Here is a 21,769-nt window from a genome sequence, read left to right on the forward strand (position 1 = left end):
TATGGTTAAAGAATGAGCCGTCATCAGGTAATCTGAAGGCGGCTATATTCATCCCTGCTGATTATTATCACAGAAGTCTTTGTATATTTGCAGTTCGTTTTTAGTAAAGCAAATGACACGAACAGCATTAATCGAACAAATCAGAAGTAAGAAATCCTTCCTTTGCGTAGGATTGGACACCGATCTGTCAAAAATTCCCGCTCACCTGCTGGAGACAGAAGATCCGATTTTTGAATTCAACAAAGCGATTATTGATGCAACAAAAGATTTTTGTGTTGCTTACAAGCCCAACAATGCTTTTTATGAATGTTATGGTGTAAAAGGATGGGAGTCCCTTCAAAAAACAGTTGATTACATCCCTGAAAACTGCTTCGTGATTGCTGATGCGAAACGGGGAGACATTGGAAATACTTCCAAATACTATGCGCAGACATTCTTTGAAACCCTTGGTTGTGACGCAGTGACAGTTGCTCCATACATGGGTGAAGACAGCGTAACTCCCTTCTTAGAATACCCGGATAAATGGGTCATTGTACTGGCACTTACCTCCAATGCGGGCGCACTGGATTTTCAATTTACAACCGACGCGAAAGGAGAAGAATTGTACAAAAAAGTGTTGAAGAAAACAGCACAGTGGGGGACTCCTGAAAATACCATGTTCGTGGTCGGCGCGACACGTGCCGAAGGGATTGGTGAAGTACGCAAACTCGTTCCGGATCATTTCTTTTTGGTTCCGGGTGTCGGTGCACAGGGAGGTTCTCTGGAAGATGTTGCAAACTACGGCTGGAACGACGATTGCGGACTGTTGGTCAACTCGTCAAGAGGAATTATTTATGCCTCCAACGGAATTGATTTTGCACAAAAGGCAAGGACAGAAGCGCAAAAAATCCAATTGCAGATGGAACACATTCTGAAAGAAAAGGGCTTTATCGGCTAACCTGACTCAATTTATTTTCCGGACGTGCCCCTTCGTTGTCGGGTCGTGCTGTCCGCTATATCTTTCACCGCCAATACCGGAATCTTTCCGTATCGGCAGAGAAAGGATGCCGCTTCCATCACTCACGCAAACGCACGCGACAGTAAAAATATCAATAAGAAGTAGTTTTTACATATCGTAATATTGCGATATGACAATATCCTCATAACTTCATCAATCTGATTTTTTCATAAGGTACTGTTCTAAAAAACGATTCCGAATTAGTAGCAATCATTTTCGGCGTATTTCAAACCAGTTCGTTACATCACCCTCATAATCAAATGTTTCAATGAATTGAAAACCCAACTTATTCAACACGTGAATGGATTTTTCATTCTCCGGATGCGTAATCGCATAAAGCGACGTTACATTCAACCGGTCAAACCCATAATCAATAATCGCCCGGGACGTTTCGGTAGCATATCCCTTTCCCCAGTGTTTGGTTTTAAAACGGTACCCCAATTCATAAAAATCGACATGTCCGTTTAACGGTGTTCGGAACAATTTCAACCCGGACCAACCGACACATTCCCCGGTTTGTTTGTCAACAACCGCCCAACGTGCAATTCCGTTTTCAGCATATTGACGTTGCAGCATCTGTATTACCTCAACAATCTGTTCTTTTGTCTGTACCGGGTTATTTTCAATGTATAGATGCACTTGAGGATCCGCGTCCATTTCAAACAGATCGTCCACATCCTGAACATCTATTTCACGTAAGTACAACCGTTCAGTTTCAATGATCCAATTCATAGTATTTCTGTCAAATTTGTAATTATCAACTGTACCACTTCGTTCATTTTCTCCGGCATTTCCGGTTCATTCCAAGGTTCAGAAGCTCCAAAAGTATGTCCGGTATTTTCGATGCAATATAAAACTCCTTTAGACCATTCCGCTACTCGTTTTCCTTCTTCCGGCAAAACAGACGTATCTTCTGCCCCGTGGTACACAAAGACAGGTTTCTTTACCGTTCTGCACGCTTGTTCAATATCCAGCAAATCCGTATTCCTTGCAAACTCTTCATATTGGCTATAATAATGCGGCAACTCCTGTCCTGTTCGTCCATTTTTACGGTAATACACCCTCGTTGTTTTCCAGTTTTCCAATTCCTCTCCCTGCGGAAAACGAGACGCAATGGAACAAATCGGAGACAGACAATGTATTTGTTTCACCCGCTTGTCCTTCCCTGCCAGCAAGACAATTCCACCACCCCGTGAATGTCCGACAAGAATAAATTCCCGAAATTGATACTCCTGCTCCAGGTGATTTAAAAACAAAGTAATATCTTCCAGTTCTTTCAGATACCCTCCATTTCCAAACGCCTCCAAATCAGCAAAAACGGTTGGTTCATCCACTGTTGTTCCATTGTGCGTCAGATTCAACTTAGCAATGGAAAAACCAGCCGTTTGAATAGCTTCTGCCATCAGGTTCCATACCCCCCAATCCTTGTAGCCCATGTAGCCGTGGACAAAAACGACTAATGGACATTCACTGCCATTCTCAGCAATAAACAAATCGTATGCGCCTTCACGACCTTCTGAACCATGATACGTGGATGTTGTTTTAACAGTTTTCATTTTTCTACGCGTTTGATTTTTACTTACAAACAAAAAGAGGCCTGATACATCAAGCCTCTATAAATCCATATGGAGATAACTTCTTTACTTGATTACATTCAGTTTCTTTCCGACCTTCACAAACGCATTGATTGCCTTGTCCAAATCTGCTTTTGTATGTGCTGCGGAAATTTGTGTTCTGATGCGCGCCTGGCCTTTTGCTACAACCGGGTAAAAGAATCCGATGGCGTAAACTCCTTCTTTTAGTAATTCGTCTGCAAACTGTTGTGAAAGTGCCGCGTCATACAACATGATGGGAACAATCGGTGAGTCTCCGGGTTTGATATCAAATCCCGCCTCAATGATTGCTTTCTTAAAATACGTCGTGTTGTCTTCCAGACGATCGCGCAATTCTGTTGTTGAACTCAGCAGGTCAAATACTTTATTTGCCGCTCCTACAATCGATGGTGCCAATGAGTTGGAGAACAAGTACGGGCGTGAACGCTGACGCAGCATCTCAATGACTTCTTTTTTACCGGTCGTATAACCGCCCATTGCTCCGCCCAAGGCTTTCCCGAGTGTACCTGTGATGATATCTACACGCCCCATTACATTGTGGTATTCCGGAACACCACGGCCTGTTTTCCCGATAAATCCGGCAGAGTGACATTCGTCTGTCATCACCAATGCATCGTACTTATCTGCCAAGTCACAAATTTCATTCATTTTAGCAATATCTCCGTCCATTGAAAACACTCCGTCTGTAACAATAATCCGGTGGCGCTGTCCCTGCGCTTTTTTCAATTGCTCTTCCAGGTCTGCCATGTCCGAATGTTTGTACCGGTAACGCTGTGCTTTACACAAACGAATTCCGTCAATGATGGACGCATGATTTAATTCATCCGAAATAATCGCATCCTCTTCTCCGAATAACGGTTCAAAAACACCTCCATTTGCATCAAACGCTGCTGCATACAAGATTGTATCTTCCGTTCCGTAGAATTTAGCAATTTTTGCTTCCAATTCTTTGTGAATATCCTGCGTTCCGCAAATAAAACGAACTGACGACATCCCGAATCCGTGAGTATCCAATGCATCTTTCGCCGCCTGGATTACCTCCGGATGAGAAGACAACCCCAGGTAATTGTTCGCACACATGATCACAACCTCTTCTCCTGTATTGATCGTAACATTTGCTCCTTGCGGGCTTGTGATAATGCGTTCTCTTTTGAAAATCCCTCCTTCATTGATTGCTTGTAATTCTGCAGAAAGGTGTTCTTTAATTTTTCCGTACATATTTTAGATATTAGATTTTAGACATTCAGACCGCTTCGCTCCAGTTTAGCATCGTGCTGCGCTCCTTGTCCGACCTTAATAATAGTTATTCTCAACTAAATAATTTTTTACATAGTCTTCTACTCCTTCTTCCAGTGTATGAAACGGAGTAGTATATCCCTGCCCGATCAGTTTAGACATATCAGCCTCCGTAAAATATTGGTATTTGTCCCGAATATCCGCAGGTGTATCGATAAACGAAATGGCTTCTTCTTTTCCCATTGCTTTGAACGTATTTTTTGCCAAATCCAGGAAGGTACGTGCTTTACCGGAACCAAGGTTATAAATACCACTTTGCGGCTTGTGTTCCATCAGGAACAGGCATACATTCACCACATCCTTCACGTACACAAAATCACGTAGCTGTCCGCCGTCAGTATAATCCGGATTATGCGAACGGAACAGTTTCATTTCGCCGGAATTCCCGATTTGGTTGAATGCGTGAAAAATCACACTGGCCATACGTCCTTTGTGGTATTCATTTGGTCCGTATACATTGAAAAACTTCAACCCCGCCCAGAAAGGAGGTTGATTTTCCTGCTTAAGTACCCATTTATCAAAATTATTCTTGGAATCGCCGTAAGGGTTCAGAGGCTTTAACTGCTCTACCACCGCGTGATCATCCTTGTACCCGTATTCACCCAATCCGTACGTTGCCGCAGAACTGGCATACACCAAAGGAATCTGAAATTCCGTACATGTATTCCACACCTCCTGAGAAAAATGTTCGTTCAGTTCATCAAAAATTGCTTTATTGAACTCTGTTGTGTCGGTTCTTGCCCCGATGTGAAATACGAATTCCACTTCTTTTGCGAAATCCCGGAACCATGCATTAAACCCACTTCTTCCGACTTTGGAAATGATTGTTTTTCCTTCCAGGTTGTGTTCTTTCTCTGTTTTTGAAAAATCATCAACCACAACAATATCCGTATAACCGGCCCGGTTTAAATGCCCGACCAGACAACTACCGATAAATCCTGCCGCTCCTGTAACTACTATCATTTGATTCAAATTGAAAAAAGGAAAATTTTCTATCTCCTTTCTTTGTGTCTTATTTCTATTCTTTAAAACAATCCGTGAATTTCCGCATCAATCGCATTGATGATTTTTCCCAAATCCTCCTGATTTTCCGGGAAATTGTTGTTATCAATATCAATGATCAACAGCTTTCCGTTATCGTATGTAGAAATCCATGCTTCGTAACGTTCGTTCAACCGCTTCAGATAATCCAGACGGATGCTTTCTTCGTAATCACGTCCCCGACGTTGAATGTGATTCACCAGTGTCGGAACACTTGCCCGGAGGTAAATCAACAAATCAGGTGCTGAAACAAAAGAATCCATCAGGTTGAACAAGGAGAAATAATTTTCAAAATCACGCGTTGTCATCAACCCCATTGAGTGCAGGTTGGGAGCAAAAATAAATGCATCTTCGTAGATTGTCCGATCCTGGACAACACTCGCTTTTGTATTTTTGATCTCTTGTATTTGGGTAAATCTGGAATTCAGGTAATAAATCTGCAGGTTAAACGACCAACGCTGCATGTCTTCATAAAAATCATTCAGGTACGGGTTTTGTTCCACATCTTCAAAATGTGTTTCCCATCCGTAATGTTTTGCCAACAACTGAGTTAACGTTGTTTTTCCCGATCCAATATTCCCAGCAATAGCAATGTGCATAACTTATATTTTTTGAGAGGATAAATTTACAATATTTGAGAAAACAAACAAGAAGAGTTTCTCTGAATATCTTTTTTTAATTGTTGTTTTGTTTCTTTCTCCGGTTCCGGAACAGTAGAACAGGAAACAGGATCAATGCCGCAAGGTAACTGTATCCGCTGATATATGTATATAAACAGTTCCCATCTTTTACAGAAACAATTCCCTGTATCAGTCCTGTATCACCAAATGCTTTTTTCTCCAACACCTCTCCCTGTCCATTCATAATCACGGAGATCCCGTTATTTGAACTTTTCAGGATGGCACAATTATTCTGGATGGCAATTGCGGTTAAAATGCTGAAATAAATTTCAGACCCTTTTTCACTTGTATTCCAATGTTCATTCCCCATCATTGCAATAAAACCAACATCTCCGGTAGCTTTCGCTGTGTATAAAGGATAACAGATTTCATAACAAAGCAGCGGCAGATAACTTGCTCCTTTCCCCGTATAATGAACGTCTGTATCGTTTTCCAATTGTGTATAGTAATTCGGATTCCCTACAACTGTAATCATTTTTTTGAGAAACGGAAAGGTCCGTACATATGGAATTTCCTCCTGGAAAGGGACAAATATCTCTTTGCTTCGGTACTGAATACCGATCGTATCAAGAGAAAATGCCAGGTTGTGAACGTAATAGTAAAAATTGTGTTCGCTGCTGTAATTCAACTTTTCATCCGTCTTATCCGTTGGCAAGGTATTGGTATTTGCCCCAAAAACAAGTTTAAGATTCGGATAACCTGCTATTTTCTTTTGTAAAGAATCCAGCCCTGCATGTTGATGTAACTCCTGCATCCATCCCAGGTTAGTGATCACCGTTTCGGGCCATACAAGCAATTCCGTTTGACGATCTACTCCCTCTGATAATTTCCACAACGAGTCAATAATCACATCCGGATGCTCCGCATAATAAGGATTCACAGGATTGAAATCGGTATGTAATGCCGCTACACGCACCTTTTCAACCCCTTCATTTTTAAAAACAGACAGCACAACGGATAGCAATAATGGCACAACAACCGTTATCCCCAGGTTGATCACATTCTTTTTTAATTGCACCTTATCTTTCCAAGAGGAAATTGTTTTATAAACAAAAAAGTTCACCAGCAGGATCCACACACTCCCCCCTTCTATCCCAATCCATCTGTAACCTCTGATTATCGACGGGTATTCTCCTAAAGAAGTTCCGAGTATATAAAACGGACTCAGCAAGGCAATACTTTGTTTGAGGTATTCAAACAGAATCCATCCGATCAGCAGAAAATAAATCGCCAGGTTCGTCTTTTTGTTCGCAATAAAATAGACGGAAGGCGTTAGAATTAACACAAACAAAAGGGAATGCGTTAAAACAATTGCAAAAAAAGTATCAAAGGTTACGTCTTTCAGCCAATAAACCTGTCCGGCAACCCACACTACTTTAAACACCAACAGGTACAAAACGGCAATCAATCCGTTCTTTTTGTGACAATCACTAATAGACGAAAGCCCAAGAAAAAACGGGACAAGGGCGATAAATAAAAGGAGAGAAGCCCCACTTATATTCCACGCACACCATCCAATCGACAAGGAGAGCAGCAACAAGCTCAGCGGCTTCATCAGTGTTTGATTTTTTCCCATTGAACAAAGATATGGTTTAGAAATGAATGTAGATTAATTTTATACTTTTGGCTCCGTATTTATCCGATGCAACTATTTAATTGGATCTGTCGTCTGGGATAAGTATATCAACTATTTAGTTATTAACATGCTATTATGAAACAGGTAAAATCAACCACTTTACTCTTGCTGTTCACGTGTTTATTTACAAGCAGCAGTTTATTCTCCCAGGTCCGTCTTCCGATCTCTTCCGGTGATTACAAAGTTGCCACGGACACTTATTATGATCAGGTTAAAATCGAAGGAAATAAGGTCTCAACCTACCAACAAGGAAAGTTAGTAGGAACGTTCATTGTTGTGGAAGAGCGTTTGGGACAATACATCATGGAAATTGTACAACCCGGTGTGGAGTCCGTTGACAACAACCCGAAACGGGACCGAAAATTAATCATTGCCCGAATTGACTTCTTAACTGAAAAAGAATGTAAACTTTCACTCACACAACCAAACGGAAGTGTCGAAAGAATCCTTATTCAAAAATTATAAATGTAACCCTATGAAAGCTATTACTCACCTGTTACTACTTATTTGTAGTATTGCCATTTCATTTATTTCGTTTTCAGGAGGGGGAAGCAGTGGTGTTGTCCCTCCGCCTCCGGGCATGCCTCCGTGTGCAGTGAATCCGCCTCCCGGAGAATCATGCGCCACGGCAACACCGATTTGTAATGTCCATGGATTTTGTGGAACAACATCCGCTTCTTATACTGTAGATACATGGCCTCAGTTAGGTAGTACCAGCGGGGGTGGTGCATTTTGTGGCTCGATTGAAAACAATGCATTTCTATCGTTTACGGCAGAATCAACGACTATTTCGTTTGATGCATATGTTTACAATTGTCCGAGCAGTGAAGGTATTCAGGTATTTATCTTCGATGCCGCTACATGCGGAAGTGGACCTGTAACGGGTTTAGTATGCGTGAATCAGATGTATGCGCAAAACACTCCTTATGATGTCACCGCGACCGGGTTGACTCCTGGTAATCAATATTACATTATGATTGACGGATACGCCGGAAACGTCTGTGATTATACATTTGTCGCCACGGAAGGAGTTGCACTCCCGTTGAGTTTATCAACCGGGGATGAAGTAACAATATGCATGGGTGAAAGTGTGACCACAACGGCCATCGGAGGAGATGGCGTTTATACATGGGATCCTTCTCCTCATCTGAGCGCAATAAACGGAGCTACGGTAACTGTTACCCCTCCACCAACTGTAGGAACCTATACGTATACCGTACATTCATCGGGAGGAGGTGTCCCGGGGTGTCCGACAACCAATGACTATACATTAACCGTTCACGTAGAAGCCTGTTGTTACGTAGAAACAGAAGTTGCGAGTGTTAACTGCAATGTCGGCAACGGAACATATACCGCCAATCTGGAGGTTAACTTTTCCAATCCTCCTACTACCGGAAACCTGGTAATTACGCCATGCAGCGGTTCTACGCAAACAATCCCCGTGTCGTCATTGGGAAGCAGCCCCTACGTCATTTCACTCCCCGGATTGAGTTTAAATACACCAACGTGTACTATCCAGACCTATTTCACCGGATCCAACGATTGTTCGCACATATTGAATTACAATGCACCGGCAACAACAACTCCGACATTTGACCCGATTACGATCTGCCAGGGGGACCAGGCACCTACCTTACCTTCGGCGTCGCTGAACGGTATTCCCGGAACATGGTCACCTGCTACGATAAATAACAGTTCTTCCGGAACATATGTCTTCACTCCGGACCCGACCTATTGTTCTCCGGTAGTTAATTTTAACGTAACTGTGAACCCGAGTCCGGATATTACGGTAACGTCTCCCGTTGTTTTAGACTGTACCAATCCTTCCGGAATTCAGCTCCAGAGCTCCTCAACCACCCCCGGAGCCAACTTTTTATGGACCGATTCCGGTGGAGGAAGCGGGGGAATCGTGGCAGGAGGCACAACTCCTGCTCCAACGGTCAATTCTATTGGAAATTATATTGTCACGGTAACAAATCCGACAACATCCTGTACAAGTACGGCAACAGTAGTCGTGAACGGAAACGGAAGTGAGCCGACTGTAAGTATTGATCCTCCCGGTGATTTAGATTGTATCAATTCCAGTGAAACGTTACAAGGAAATGCAACCAATTCATCCGGAAATCAAAACAACCTGACTTATGACTGGACAACTCCTGACGGAAGCATTGTATCAGGTAACAGCACGACTACTCCGTTGATTGACGGCATCGGTATTTATACATTTACTGTAACAGATCAGTCAAACGGGTGTATTACATCGGTGTCGGTATCGGTAGACGGTGATCTTGACGGTCCTGTTATCGACCCGATTACAGCACCTGTGATTTCCTGTAACGATTCAACCGTTATTTTATCCGGAAATACATCTGTTGCAAATGCCGTCGTTTCATGGAGTACTGCTGACGGAAATATTTTAGGGACTCAGGATCAGCATAGCTTAGTTGATTTAGCCGGAACCTATACATTTACAGCGACAGATCCGGGGAACGGATGTTCTTCGTCTGTTGATGTTATTGTTACAGGAAACACTACTCTTCCAACTGCAAATGCAGGCCCTGATCTGGTCATATGTCCTAATTCCACTGCATATCTGCAGGGACAGGGATCATCCAATACAGGATCATCAGTCACTTACTCATGGGATGCAACAGATGGAAATATTTACTTGTCTGATTTTAGCAATATTCCCAATCCTGAAGTACCGACGACTGCGACATTTATTCTACATGTAACAGATCCTTCTAATAACTGTACTGTTTCAGATACTGCGATTGTTGTTGCACATGTTCCACCTGTATTATTCAATGACACAACGGTCTGCGGCACTTCATTCCAGGTTCCTCAGGGAAGTGTTTCTGTCCAGGGAACATTTACATGGTCAGAAGAAAACGGGAATGGCTCTTTCAATAATAACACTGTTTTAAATCCATTGTTTACAGCATCTTCCGGAATTGTTAATTATTCATTCATTTTAACAGATGCTTGTACTTCAGACACAGTCGACGTGACAATCATGCCACTTCCTACCGTTTCTTCTCCGTCTGACAATTGTGAGACAATTAAAGAACTTGTTGTCAACTCATATGAAGGAGGTGTCTGGAGTGGTACCGGAGTTACGTTCACACCATCACCAACAGTGGCGGGAGGAATCGTAACGACAAATGCGAATGCGAATCCCGGAACATACACGGTAACATTTACCTATGCAAATAATGTCTCAACATCTTGTTTCTTTCAACAAGACCTCACACTGGTCTTCCCTGTTAATGTTACGATATTTAATGACACAGCATTTTGTGGCACTTCCTTCCAGGTACCTGCCGGAAGTGTTACGTCAACCGGAAGCGGACACTGGGAAGTTCTTCCTGCCGGAAGCGGAACATTCAGTCCGTCTGCCAACACATTACATCCGACGTTTACTCCTAACTCAGGAACAATCACTACTGATTTTACCCTGATCTATGTCGATGTGTGTGATGCAGATTCAGCAACAGTTGTTATTGCACCATACCCTACGGTCGTACAGCCTCCTACACATTCATGTAATGACATGTCTGAGATATTGGTAACCAGCTCTCATACCGGAGGAGTATGGACGGTTATCGATAATCCTTCTACTTCATGGCATGAAGACACCGCATTGGTCATTGTTTCAGGAAATCCGACATCCGGAGGAAACATTCCTTCTCAAACATTTGTTTCTTCCCACCCTACGGCAGGAACATACACAATGAGTTTTACAGACAACTTCTGTAATATGACACAAGAGGTAATCCTGAACTTCCTTCCTTATCCATGGACGAATATCAACGATACAACATTGTGTCTGGGGGTTCAATATCCGCTATCTGCCTGGGATGGTCCGGATGGACAGACCTACAGTTGGAATACAGGAGCAACGGGACAATCCATCACTGTCAATCAGCCCGGATTGTATATCGTTACAGCATCCAATGAATGTTATGCGTATTCTGATTCTGCAACCATCCATTTCGAAGCTTGCGATATTTCAGCTCCAAATGTCATTTCATTATCTTCTCAATCAGGAAACAATCTCTGGTTTGTGAACAGCCATGGTGTTGCAGACTTTCACTGCATCATTGTGAATCGCTGGGGGAATTTAATTTACGAATACGACGGTGTTAACGGACACTGGGATGGTCGTGATATGGGAGGAAATATTGTAAGTGAAGGTGTTTATTTTTATAAAATCGATGCGACACTGGAAGGAGGGGAGAAAATTGATAAACATGGATTTATTCAGGTAGTCCATTAACGATCTAAGTCCCGAAGGATCACTAAAAACGAAGGGGGTGTTTTTTAACACTCCCTTTTTATTTTGTTAAAGAAGCAACTATTTTTATAGATTTGTAGTCTACATTTTAAAAGAAAATAAAATCCTATGAAAAGTATTCGTTTTTTAGTGATTGTACTTTTGAGTCAACTTTTTACAATTAATCTATTTTCTCAACAGGAAATAAGAGTAGATTCTCCCGAGTACATCCAAGCCAAAATGGATGGTACACTTGATCAGTACACAATTGTACAAGATTTAAGTTACCAGATTACGGAAGGGACAGCTAAACCTGTTATCGGCCCTTCGATTCAAACAAAATCCAGAGCAACAGATTGCGACTGTTTTGTCCAACCGGACGGAACCTATTCCCTTGCACTGGCACCAAATGATGATGGGTCCAGTTCCTTGATCAATCTTCCGTTCTCATTTAATTTTTATGGGACAACATACAACTCCTTGTATATTAACAATAACGGAAATGTGACATTCGGAACTCCTTTAGCCACGTTTTCATCAACAGCATTTCCTTCTGCAAACAATCGCATTATTGCTCCTTTCTGGGCAGACGTTGATACACGCGGAGGATTCGGGCAGGTATTGTATAAAATTACACCAACTGCGATTTATATCAACTGGCAAAGCGTTGGTTATTACAACACGCAAGGGGATAAACGAAATACATTTCAGTTAATTCTGACAAATGGTGCCGATCCTGCTGTTCCGGATGGAAACAATGTAGCATTCTGTTACCAGGACATGCAATGGACGACGGGTGCTGCATCTTGTAACCCAAGCGGACCTTGCTCTTATAACGGAAGTACCTTTACATGTGGCGGCTCAGGCGGATTCTGTGGAGTACCTGCAACTGCAGGAGCAAACAAAGGAGACAACGTAGGATATTTCTTAATTGGTCGTTTTGATCATCCGGGAAATGACTTTGACGGACCTCTTGGTAATAACGATGGAATTTCGTACCTGGACTATAAAAGCTTTTTCTTTGACATTACAGGGTCTCAAAATATTCCACCAATTGCACAAGGTGTTTCTTCATGCGATACATTTAAAATCTGTTCATACGGAGATACAGCTGACATCATGTTAACCTTTTTATCTCCTGAGTTGAATCAAACAACATCCATTACATACAACAACGGTGGTTTGGCTTCAGTACAGGAAATTGCAAACATCTCGGGCAATACGGCTAACCTGGTTTTACGGGTAGTCGGAACGCCGGCAGATGCAGGAACATATAACATGTCTGTAACTGCAACGGATAACTTCTCTCCTACTCCGGGAGTGACAACCATTTCATTTGTCGTTATAATCGACAATAGCGGCACCAGTTTAAATCCGCAGCTTTCTTACACCACCGCCTGCGACAGTTTCCAGGTAAGTGTATTGAACGGTCCGTATGATGGCTATTTGTGGGACGATCAAAGTACTTATCCCCAAACATACATTGACGAAACGGGTGTATTTGGCGTAACGGTCAATTTGGGGAACTGTTACAAACGCGTTGAAGAATATATCTATGTTCCTGAACCAGCTAACTTTAATTTACAAGGTAATTTATACCTGTGCCCGGGAGAAGACTCTACTCTTCTGACAATCGGAGATTCACTGGCAATTGATTTTATGGACTGGAATACAGGAAGTCCGAACGATGGTGATTTCTCAATGTGGTTAACACCCGGAACATATACCATTTACAACCAGGACAGTACGGGATTGTGTCAAAATGATACAACCTTTACAATCGGTCAGGGAGTACCTTCTATTATCTTCCCGGATGCGATCTCTTGTAACAACCTGAATTACCAGGTGACGGGATCGTTTGCAGGAACAGGAGCTGTTTGGTCCTCTCCTCATCCGGAGATTTCCTTCTCAAGTACAACTGCTTCCAACCCGATTATTACGGCCACAACGTATGGTATCTATACTGTTTACTTAAGTACACCGTGCGCAGGCAACCTGGAAGCCCAAATTATTTATTCGTTCCGTCCGACCATCTTTGAAAATGATACGATTTGTGGCGACACGTATGAAGTTGATCTGGCTTCGGTTACCTCTTTCAACGGTGGAACATGGTCGACATTGGATCCATCTGTGATCACCTTCTCGAATGATACGATTCACAATCCGGTTATCACAACATCTGTATTACCGTACAGCGCCCAGGTAACATTCACGGATAAGTATTGTCCGTCTTTATCTGACAATGCGACAATTTTGTTCGTACCTGCCGGTATACCAAACATTCCGACTCAGGCGTGTAACTTAGGAAGTTTTGACTTATCTGTTGTCAGCTTCCAGGGAGGAACATGGTCTGTATTGGATAATCCGTCAACAACATGGCAAGAAGATACAGCTGCTGTATTTATTTACGGAAACACGGTAGCACAACCAGGAATTACCGTATCTACACCAGGTGTTTATACTGTTCAGTACCATGACGCATTCTGTGATATTTATTATGAAGGAAACATTAACTTCCCTCCGTACATCTATACGGAAGTTAAAGATACCAGTTTGTGTAACGGTGTCGAATATCAATTACATGCATGGGAACCTCCTTATCAAGTAACGTACTCATGGAATACAGGAGCAACAACACCTTCCATTCCTGTTACGGAAGCCGGAAACTATGTTATCACGATCAGTAACCCATGTTATACGTATTCTGACACTGCAACAATTACATACCATGCATGTGACATTGAAGCACCAAACATTATTTCCCTTTCATCTCAGTCAGGAAATAATCAATGGTTCGTTAATTCAGACGGAATTGCTGAGTTCAATTGTATCATTGTCAACCGCTGGGGGAATATTATCTATGAATTCAGTGACGTAAACGGATCATGGGACGGAAGAGACCGTGGTGGAAATATCGTTCCTGAAGGAGTATATTTCTATACGATCAAAGCGAAGATTTTTGGTGGCGACGAACTGACGAAACACGGTTTCATCCAGGTAGTTCACTAAAAAATCTGATATGAATATAAAGAAGAGGTCATCAAATGTGGTGACCTCTTTTCGTTTTTACGTATTTTTGTTAAAAAAGTAGGCATATGAAAATTGTAGGTGTTAATGGTTTTGGAAGAATCGGGCGCTATTTTGTAAGAATGGCACTCATGCAAGATGATCTTCAGGTTGCATTGGTCAATGATTTAGCTGACATAAAGACATTGGCTCATTTATTTAAATATGACAGTATTCATGGACGTAATCCATTGAAATTTGAAATAGATGGCAACGCATTGGTTTTTGAAAACGGGAAGAAAGTTTATTTTCACCAGGAATCCAATCCTGAATTAATTCCCTGGGGGAAATATGGCGTTGAAATCGTCGTTGAATCAACCGGATTATTTACAAAAAAATCACAGGCTGAAAAACACCTGGCAGGAGGTGCCCGGAAGGTAATTATTTCTGCTCCCCCTGCGGACTCAGAGATCAAAACAGTGGTCATGGGAGTCAATACACACATTCTGGACGGGACAGAGCAAGTGATTTCAAACGCTTCCTGTACGACCAATAACATTGCTCCCCTCTTTTATGTGATGAAATCAATCTGTGAAATTGAAAATGCGTTTATTACAACCGTTCACAGCTACACATCCGACCAACGCTTGCATGATGCTCCCCACAAAGACTTGCGAAGAGCCAGAGCGGCAGCAGAATCAATCGTGCCGACATCCACAGGTGCAGCAAAAGCAATCACTAAAATCTTCCCAGAATACGAAGGGAAAATCGGTGGCGGAGCAGTACGCGTACCTGTTCCGAACGGTTCTCTTTCAGATATTACAATGGTGGTCAAAAACCCGATTACGATTGAACAAATCAACCAGGCGATGAAAGCAGCATCTGAAGGTGAGTTAAAAGGAATCCTCGAATATACGGAAGACCCGATTGTTTCAGTCGATATCATCGGCAACCCGACCAGTTGCTTGTACGATGCAGAGTTGACAAGTATCGTAGGAAAAATGGTTAAAATTGTAGGTTGGTATGACAACGAGGCTGGTTACTCGAATCGGTTGATTGACCTTGTTAAATTCATTTAAGAGCCATCATGAAAAGAGGATTATTTCCCGGTTCCTTTGACCCGTTTACAAAAGGACACGAAGTGGTGATAAAGAAAGCATTACACCTGTTCGATGAAATTGTAATCGGAGTTGGGGTCAACAGCACGAAAAATTATTTATTTGATACGGATAAGCGTCTGTTTCATATCCGGTCATTATTCGAAAATAAACCCAAAGTAAAAGTCGAAGTATACAATAAACTGACGGTTGATTTTTGTAAAGATATTGATGCGCAATTTATCATCCGGGGATTACGCGATTCAAAAGATTATGAATACGAACGTTCCATCGCACATATGAATCTATCGATTTCCTCCATTGAAACCGTTATTTTTCTCACGGATCCGGAATATTCTGCAATCAGTTCTACAATCATACGGGAAATACACCGAAACGGAGCTGCGATTGATAAATTTGTAACAAATCCGCATTTACTCGTTTAATAAGTGGTATGATTTCTGATCTGAAGTCAAAAAACAATGAAATGAAACATGTTTTCTTCTCCTTATTTCTTCTTGCTCTGAGTGTAACAGGGTTTGCTCAATCCGGTAAAATCGTAAAAATAGAAGGGTTTGCTCCCGGATATATCGGACAGACGGTACAACTGAATGAAATTGAAGATTATTTCAGTATGAAGGAGTCGACCATGGCTTCTGCAACTGTTAAAAATGATTCTATTTTTTCATTGATTTTCACGGTAGAGGAAGTCCAAAAAGTCATTGTAAGAATCGGTAATAATCGTTCTTTTTTATATGTACAACCAGGAGGAAACTATTCCGTTTATTTTCCTGTAAAAGACAAATATGAACCCTATCGACCGGCAGGAAACCAGGTAGAAGTGACCTTTTATGATCTTGATTCTACAGACATCAATTACCAGATTCTTGGATTCAATCGCTGGCTGGATAATTATTTAGCAATCAACTATTCTGACCACCTGAAAAATCCGGTTGCGTTCAGTAAAAGTATGGATGAATTCAAAGAAGCAGCTCAGAAATATTACGCAAAAGACACCGGTAATTACATCTATGACTACGTTCGGTTTACCATTGCCAATACCATAGACAATATCCAGCAAACGGCTAACAGAAACCGCTACGAGAAGCACGATTTCTACATCAAATATCAACCTGTACGGTATCGAAATGATGCTTATATGGACTATTTTAAAAACTTTTATAAAGGAATGATGCCCACCATTCCCCTGGAGGTAAATAACAGAGTATACCTCGGATTGCTCAAAAGCAGCCCTTCACTGATCATGAATGCACTGGGAATGGAATACACCATGATCAATATGCGGGTACGCGAACTGGCGATGATCGAGCTGCTTTCTGAATTATACTATGCGCCCGATTATCCGCAGACCAACATTATTACAGTACTTGACAGTGTTAAGAATCATGCGTTATTTGAAGCGAACAAAACAATCGCTGCCAATATGATTTCACGACTCACAGAAGCAGCCAGCGGCGGAAGAGCACCTGAATTTGTTGTAAAAACCATCGGTGATCAATCCAAAGGACTTTCTGATTATAAAGGGAAATACCTGTACATTCATTGTTTTGATCCATCTTCAGAGAAGAATAAAATTGAATTGCCATTGTTGACAGCATTGCAGAAAAAATATCAGAAAGAGATTACCTTTCTCACTATTTGTAAAGCATCGGCCGTGAATACGGAAAACAAACAGGTTCTTTCAGGGCTATCATGGGATGTTGCCGTTATTCCGGACAATGCAACGTTCTGGTCGAACTACAAAATAGCAACGTTTCCGTCTTACGTTCTGATTGATCCATATACCTATATTGTTCAGGCACCGGCTTTAGGTCCGCAACCCAACAACCTGTACGAAACAATTGACAAGGTGTTCTTCAATATTCAGAAAGCGTTGAAAGAAGAGCGGGAAAACAGATGATTCTCCATTTTCAAAAAATAAATTGCGTCACTATTCTTACTAATACTTTTTTGAAATTTACAATGTGACGGGGCATATTGTCATATCGCTATATAACGATATCGCAATATGACGATATAGCGATATGGGAATCATGAGAATCGCAAACAAACAATCACACAAACAAACTGATTATCAGCACCAAAATGGTTTGATTTAACTTCAGAACGTTGTGCAACCGTTTGAAAAACAAGATAAGTCCCCTCACCCCACTTGCAACAAAAATTCGTTATTTCTCTTCCGGGCAGATCAATCGATTGCGTACTCCAGGCGAATGGTAATGGAAGCTGTTTTTAATTTAGAAGAAGTATTAAACGATCCACCCCAGCTATAATCTTCCGCAGAATTTTTTGCCGTGATCTGAATCACTCCCATGGATGCATTTCTCAGATTTCCCAACGAACTTCCGGAATTAGATGCGATTTTCTCTGCACGTTCTTTTGCATCTTTGGTTGCGTTTTCAATCATTTTCAACTTCAATTCGGCCAACTTCGTATAATAATAATCCGGTTCCAATGATGTTAATTCGATGTTTTGGTCGATCAACTCAGTAACCTCGCGGGAAACGGTTTCAATTTTATCAACTTCCTTAGATTCGATGCGCAGGTTCTGTGTCAACAGGTACCCGGTAAAATAGGACGACATAAAATTTCCATGTTCATCATAAGAGTTAGAAAACTCTTTGGTAATACTCACAGAGGAAAATACAATATCTTTCTCACTGATTCCTTTCGATGTCAGGTATTTTTTAATTTTTGAACGGTCATTATTCAATTCCGCAGAAATAGCCTTCAAATCCGTACCTCTTTTTGAAAAATTAGCCTGCCAGACAATGAGGTCGGAAGCAAAATTCTCTTCCCCCAATCCGGTTACGCTGATTGTTTGATTTTGCTTGTATTTAGAAGAATATGAACTTCCCAGAATAGCTGCAACAATAATAATGGACAATCCAATGATGAATGTATTCAAATGCTGTTTCATATAGGTTTTAATTGGTTTCTGTAAATTTAGTTTTTTTCGGCACATGCCCACACGAATTTTGTTAAATCTTTTTCCTCGTAACAAACCGACTATATATCTCAATTAATGAAACGTCCACCGAATCCCCAAAAATCCCCTGATTCCCTGATTCGGTCCGTATACATACGACGGATCAAATGTAAGCCCATACGGATTATCCGGTGTCACAACAACCTGTCCGGATCCGTCAAACTGGACTTGTTTATCAAACGGATCTGCAGAGCGGGCAATTAAAAACGGTACTCCTTTTGCAGGTGTCCAGTTCAACAGATTTTTCACACCGCCATACACCTCTATCCCATGTCTGAATGTTTTTGTCAGCTGCATATTCTGAATGCTCCACCACGGAGAATATGTATCTCTCGGGTCTGCAGGCCCCAGTAAAGGTAATCGCATCGGGCTGTATACATTTCCGGTGTAATCAATCGTTAATCCGATTTTCCGAATTGTGTAACCAATGTTCCAGACACCTGTAAACCGTTCTGAAAACAGTTGACGCTCCTTTATTCCTTCTTCCACACTATATACATCCATGAGCGTACCTCCTACCCTGGCTTTTAATCCGTTCTTCAGGGACAGATCCAGGTTAAGTGTCAACCCCTGTGAAACAGCATGCCCATCCAGGTTATCATAAATGATCTGATTTGCATTGGTTTCGTAATCAGGAATAATTTTATTGTTAAAATAGGTATAGAAAATCGTTGCATCCACTCCTAAAAAAGTACCGTTTCCGGTTATGATGTGCTTCACAAAATTCACATTCCCGTTCCAGGATGTTTCCGGTTTCAATTCTGACACAAAAATGACTTCTCTTGCTCCTGTCAAAGCGGCATGATCCTCTGTAAAAACATTTGCCACCCGGTATCCGTTTCCGACACTTACCCGAACAACATTTTTACGATTGTCGGAATTCCATTTGTAGTTTAATCGCGGCGTGAGAATTGTTCCGTGCAACGAATTATAGTCAAAGCGAAGCCCCAATAATAATTTATGATTGGGATGCAATGTCAGTTCATCCTGAACAAAGAACCCGGGTAACTGCATGTGTGAAGGTCGGTTCTTCCCTCCCGTTAATGTATCGAAAGTACTTGTTGCCGGTGTATTATCGTCATAGTAAGTATACCTGTATGTCGCTCCGACCAGCAGATCGTGTCTTCCAATCGTTTTATACCAGGTTAACTGGCCGAAACCGATGTATTGCTGTGCCAGGTAGGGTACATCCCCGTACACACTATTCTGATCGTGTCCGTTTCCACTAAATTGAAACAGAATTTTTTCCTCCAAGGGCAATGCATAGGCTCCGAATAATTCCCATCGGTTGGTGTAAATACTTTCTCCATAAATGCTGTCACCACCCCGGAAAGAACGGTTCCAGCCCATTTCTCCTCCCCAACGATCTTCGTAAATATACCGGGCAGCAATAGAAAACAATCGATTTTCCCTGCGATCAAAGTTCCATTTGTTGAATACCGAAATCCGGTGCTGCAAGGTCACATCTGTAAACCCGTCTTTGTTTTTATCGACAGGAAGCTGGTAATTGAAATAATTGATCCCTACTAAAGACTGTGTTTTCTTGCCTGCTTTAAATTTTCCTGAAATATCTGCATTCAATTCTCCCCAGGAAGTTCCGAAAACATCCGCAGAAAGCAACGGTGCATTGGTTGTCTTTTTGGTAATGATATTGATCAGTCCTCCGACAGCCTCACTCCCGTACAAAGTAGACGCGGGGCCTTTCACCACCTCTACCCGATCGATCAACGCCTGCGGAATACCGCTTAATCCGTAAACAGACGAAAGACCACTGACAATGGGCATTCCGTCAATCAGAATCATGGTATACGGGCCTTCCAATCCATTGATGTGAATGTCACCTGTATTACACACATTGCAATTAACTTGCGGACGGACACCATTAATCTGCTGCAATGCCTCAAAAATAGACGGATTGGGATTGGCTTTAAAAAATTTGTCTGTATACACCTCTACAGGAACCGGGCTATCCAGTTTTGATACTTCTTTCATTGTGCCGGATACCACCACTTCATCGATGCTTTTTTCAGGTTGCTTTAATTCAATATCCAGGTGATATAACTGTTCTTGTTCAATCCGGATCATCCGCGTTGTCTTCTCATAGCCGTAAGCTGACACCATCAACTCATACGCTCCTGAAGGTACCGAAGTAACCTGATAATTCCCGCCTGCATCCGCCTGCACATTGAATGATGTTCCTTTTACAAAAATCAATGCAAAGGGAACGGGTTCTCCTTCACTGGTAATCCTGCCGTGAATAGTAGTACTCTGAGAAAATGAAAATCCCGCCAGAAACAGAAAGAAAAGGATGCCCCAATATGATTTATTCAAAAAAAACATGTCGCCAACTCTATTATTTCATTTGCAAAATTATAAAGTTAGACATATCTAACAAATATTTTTGATAAAAATTTCAAATTTCTGTTCTCATTGACTACTTTTAGGGGTGTGAATTCACTAGCAGAAGAAAATTATTTAAAAGCCTTGTTCAACTTAGCAGGAGAGAGCGGAGTAGTGAACGTCAATGAGTTATCCCGTCACCTGAACATTAAGATGCCAACAGTGACGAGTATGATGAAAAAGCTTTCGGCCAAAAATCTGGTTCACTACGAAAGTTATAAGCCATTAAAATTAACGGAAGAAGGTGAGAAAAGAGCAGCCGCTATTATTCGCAAACATCGGTTAACAGAAATGTTTCTTGTAGAAAAAATGGGATTTGGCTGGGAACAGGTGCATGATATTGCAGAACAGATTGAGCACATTCAGTCGCCTTTATTTTTTGAAAAAATGGATGCGTTGCTCGGTTATCCTAAATTTGATCCGCATGGCTCTCCCATACCGGATAAAGACGGAAAAATGAAGTGGAAAGAATTCCATAAGCTCAGTGATTGTCTGCCGGGGGAAGAAGTTATCCTGGGAGCAGTCATCAACAATTCGAGTGAATTTTTACAATTTCTCAATAGCAGGGATTTACGGTTGGGGCTTTCTATTTCTATTCTTTCCGTTGAATCATTCGATAAAACAATGGTGGTTCATTATGAAAATCATCCTGCCGAAACACTGAGTCATACGGTATGTGAACGACTACTGGTGGACAAACAATAATCTTATTTTACA

General features: G+C 41.6%; 16 protein-coding genes. 8 read left to right on the plus strand and 8 right to left on the minus strand.

The window, feature by feature from the left end; genetic code table 11:
• Nucleotides 1–112: 112 nt before the first annotated feature.
• Entirely contained in the window at nucleotides 113–937 is an 825-nt protein-coding gene (gene pyrF, locus H9Y05_RS13340) for an orotidine-5'-phosphate decarboxylase (RefSeq protein ID WP_216714565.1), read from the plus strand.
• 270 nt (nucleotides 938–1,207) lie between these two features.
• Here the strand turns inward: pyrF and H9Y05_RS13345 are convergent, their stop codons facing one another.
• From H9Y05_RS13345 to H9Y05_RS13370, 6 genes are all read right to left on the minus strand, one after another.
• Nucleotides 1,208–1,729: a GNAT family N-acetyltransferase gene (locus H9Y05_RS13345; protein ID WP_163492119.1), complete on the minus strand. Its 522-nt coding sequence runs from the start codon at nucleotides 1,727–1,729 to the stop codon at nucleotides 1,208–1,210.
• Entirely contained in the window at nucleotides 1,726–2,553 is an 828-nt protein-coding gene (locus H9Y05_RS13350) for an alpha/beta hydrolase family protein (protein WP_216714566.1), read from the minus strand. Before H9Y05_RS13350 ends, H9Y05_RS13345 begins: the two co-directional genes overlap by 4 nt.
• Before the next feature lie 84 nt (nucleotides 2,554–2,637).
• Nucleotides 2,638–3,828 (minus strand): glycine C-acetyltransferase, encoded by a 1,191-nt coding sequence (gene kbl, locus H9Y05_RS13355; RefSeq protein WP_163492115.1) that lies wholly within the window; start codon nucleotides 3,826–3,828, stop codon nucleotides 2,638–2,640.
• 75 nt (nucleotides 3,829–3,903) lie between these two features.
• Nucleotides 3,904–4,869, minus strand: a complete 966-nt coding sequence (gene rfaD, locus H9Y05_RS13360) for an ADP-glyceromanno-heptose 6-epimerase (protein WP_163492113.1) — start codon at nucleotides 4,867–4,869, stop codon at nucleotides 3,904–3,906.
• 62 nt (nucleotides 4,870–4,931) lie between these two features.
• On the minus strand, nucleotides 4,932–5,546 hold the full coding sequence (locus H9Y05_RS13365; RefSeq protein ID WP_163492112.1) for a deoxynucleoside kinase: 615 nt from the start codon (nucleotides 5,544–5,546) through the stop codon (nucleotides 4,932–4,934).
• Nucleotides 5,547–5,622: 76 nt separating this feature from the next.
• Nucleotides 5,623–7,203 carry a hypothetical protein gene (locus H9Y05_RS13370; RefSeq protein WP_216714567.1) on the minus strand — a complete coding sequence of 527 codons (1,581 nt, stop codon included), beginning with the start codon at nucleotides 7,201–7,203 and terminating at the stop codon, nucleotides 5,623–5,625.
• Nucleotides 7,204–7,338: 135 nt separating this feature from the next.
• On the opposite strand from H9Y05_RS13370, the gene H9Y05_RS13375 reads away from it, so the two are divergent.
• The 6 genes from H9Y05_RS13375 (at nucleotide 7,339) to H9Y05_RS13400 (ending at nucleotide 17,563) form a co-directional block, all read left to right on the plus strand.
• Nucleotides 7,339–7,728 carry a hypothetical protein gene (locus H9Y05_RS13375; protein WP_163492108.1) on the plus strand — a complete coding sequence of 130 codons (390 nt, stop codon included), beginning with the start codon at nucleotides 7,339–7,341 and terminating at the stop codon, nucleotides 7,726–7,728.
• Between the two features lie 10 nt (nucleotides 7,729–7,738).
• Nucleotides 7,739–11,542, plus strand: coding sequence for a T9SS type B sorting domain-containing protein (locus H9Y05_RS13380; protein ID WP_216714568.1), 3,804 nt, complete (start codon nucleotides 7,739–7,741; stop codon nucleotides 11,540–11,542).
• A gap of 126 nt (nucleotides 11,543–11,668) precedes the next feature.
• Nucleotides 11,669–14,548 (plus strand): nidogen-like domain-containing protein, encoded by a 2,880-nt coding sequence (locus tag H9Y05_RS13385; RefSeq protein WP_163492104.1) that lies wholly within the window; start codon nucleotides 11,669–11,671, stop codon nucleotides 14,546–14,548.
• 86 nt (nucleotides 14,549–14,634) lie between these two features.
• Nucleotides 14,635–15,624 carry a type I glyceraldehyde-3-phosphate dehydrogenase gene (gap, locus tag H9Y05_RS13390; protein WP_163492102.1) on the plus strand — a complete coding sequence of 330 codons (990 nt, stop codon included), beginning with the start codon at nucleotides 14,635–14,637 and terminating at the stop codon, nucleotides 15,622–15,624.
• An 8-nt stretch (nucleotides 15,625–15,632) separates the two neighbouring features.
• On the plus strand, nucleotides 15,633–16,088 hold the full coding sequence (gene coaD, locus H9Y05_RS13395) for a pantetheine-phosphate adenylyltransferase (RefSeq protein WP_216714569.1): 456 nt from the start codon (nucleotides 15,633–15,635) through the stop codon (nucleotides 16,086–16,088).
• Nucleotides 16,089–16,129: 41 nt separating this feature from the next.
• A complete protein-coding gene (locus H9Y05_RS13400) occupies nucleotides 16,130–17,563 on the plus strand; it encodes a TlpA family protein disulfide reductase (RefSeq protein WP_216714570.1) in 1,434 nt (477 codons plus the stop codon).
• A 288-nt stretch (nucleotides 17,564–17,851) separates the two neighbouring features.
• Here H9Y05_RS13400 and H9Y05_RS13405 read toward each other — a convergent pair whose 3' ends face one another.
• Both H9Y05_RS13405 and H9Y05_RS13410 read right to left on the minus strand, forming a co-directional pair.
• The gene (locus H9Y05_RS13405; RefSeq protein WP_163492097.1) at nucleotides 17,852–18,583 is read right to left on the minus strand and encodes an SIMPL domain-containing protein; all 732 of its coding nucleotides are present in this window, start codon (nucleotides 18,581–18,583) and stop codon (nucleotides 17,852–17,854) included.
• A gap of 102 nt (nucleotides 18,584–18,685) precedes the next feature.
• On the minus strand, nucleotides 18,686–20,983 hold the full coding sequence (locus H9Y05_RS13410) for a TonB-dependent receptor (protein WP_235992212.1): 2,298 nt from the start codon (nucleotides 20,981–20,983) through the stop codon (nucleotides 18,686–18,688).
• A gap of 117 nt (nucleotides 20,984–21,100) precedes the next feature.
• On the opposite strand from H9Y05_RS13410, the gene H9Y05_RS13415 reads away from it, so the two are divergent.
• Nucleotides 21,101–21,757: a metal-dependent transcriptional regulator gene (locus H9Y05_RS13415; protein ID WP_163492093.1), complete on the plus strand. Its 657-nt coding sequence runs from the start codon at nucleotides 21,101–21,103 to the stop codon at nucleotides 21,755–21,757.
• Nucleotides 21,758–21,769 lie beyond the last annotated feature (12 nt).

Origin of the sequence: Taishania pollutisoli, from assembly GCF_014518315.1 — a bacterium.
GTDB classification, from domain to species: Bacteria; Bacteroidota; Bacteroidia; order Flavobacteriales_D; family Crocinitomicaceae; genus Taishania; species Taishania pollutisoli.

Coding starts and splice junctions, on each gene's coding strand:
- pyrF (WP_216714565.1), top strand. CDS start 113: ATGACACGAACAGCATTAATCGAACAAATCAGAAGTAAGAAATCCTTC.
- H9Y05_RS13345 (WP_163492119.1), bottom strand. CDS start 1,729: ATGAATTGGATCATTGAAACTGAACGGTTGTACTTACGTGAAATAGAT.
- H9Y05_RS13350 (WP_216714566.1), bottom strand. CDS start 2,553: ATGAAAACTGTTAAAACAACATCCACGTATCATGGTTCAGAAGGTCGT.
- kbl (WP_163492115.1), bottom strand. CDS start 3,828: ATGTACGGAAAAATTAAAGAACACCTTTCTGCAGAATTACAAGCAATC.
- rfaD (WP_163492113.1), bottom strand. CDS start 4,869: ATGATAGTAGTTACAGGAGCGGCAGGATTTATCGGTAGTTGTCTGGTC.
- H9Y05_RS13365 (WP_163492112.1), bottom strand. CDS start 5,546: ATGCACATTGCTATTGCTGGGAATATTGGATCGGGAAAAACAACGTTA.
- H9Y05_RS13370 (WP_216714567.1), bottom strand. CDS start 7,203: ATGGGAAAAAATCAAACACTGATGAAGCCGCTGAGCTTGTTGCTGCTC.
- H9Y05_RS13375 (WP_163492108.1), top strand. CDS start 7,339: ATGAAACAGGTAAAATCAACCACTTTACTCTTGCTGTTCACGTGTTTA.
- H9Y05_RS13380 (WP_216714568.1), top strand. CDS start 7,739: ATGAAAGCTATTACTCACCTGTTACTACTTATTTGTAGTATTGCCATT.
- H9Y05_RS13385 (WP_163492104.1), top strand. CDS start 11,669: ATGAAAAGTATTCGTTTTTTAGTGATTGTACTTTTGAGTCAACTTTTT.
- gap (WP_163492102.1), top strand. CDS start 14,635: ATGAAAATTGTAGGTGTTAATGGTTTTGGAAGAATCGGGCGCTATTTT.
- coaD (WP_216714569.1), top strand. CDS start 15,633: ATGAAAAGAGGATTATTTCCCGGTTCCTTTGACCCGTTTACAAAAGGA.
- H9Y05_RS13400 (WP_216714570.1), top strand. CDS start 16,130: ATGAAACATGTTTTCTTCTCCTTATTTCTTCTTGCTCTGAGTGTAACA.
- H9Y05_RS13405 (WP_163492097.1), bottom strand. CDS start 18,583: ATGAAACAGCATTTGAATACATTCATCATTGGATTGTCCATTATTATT.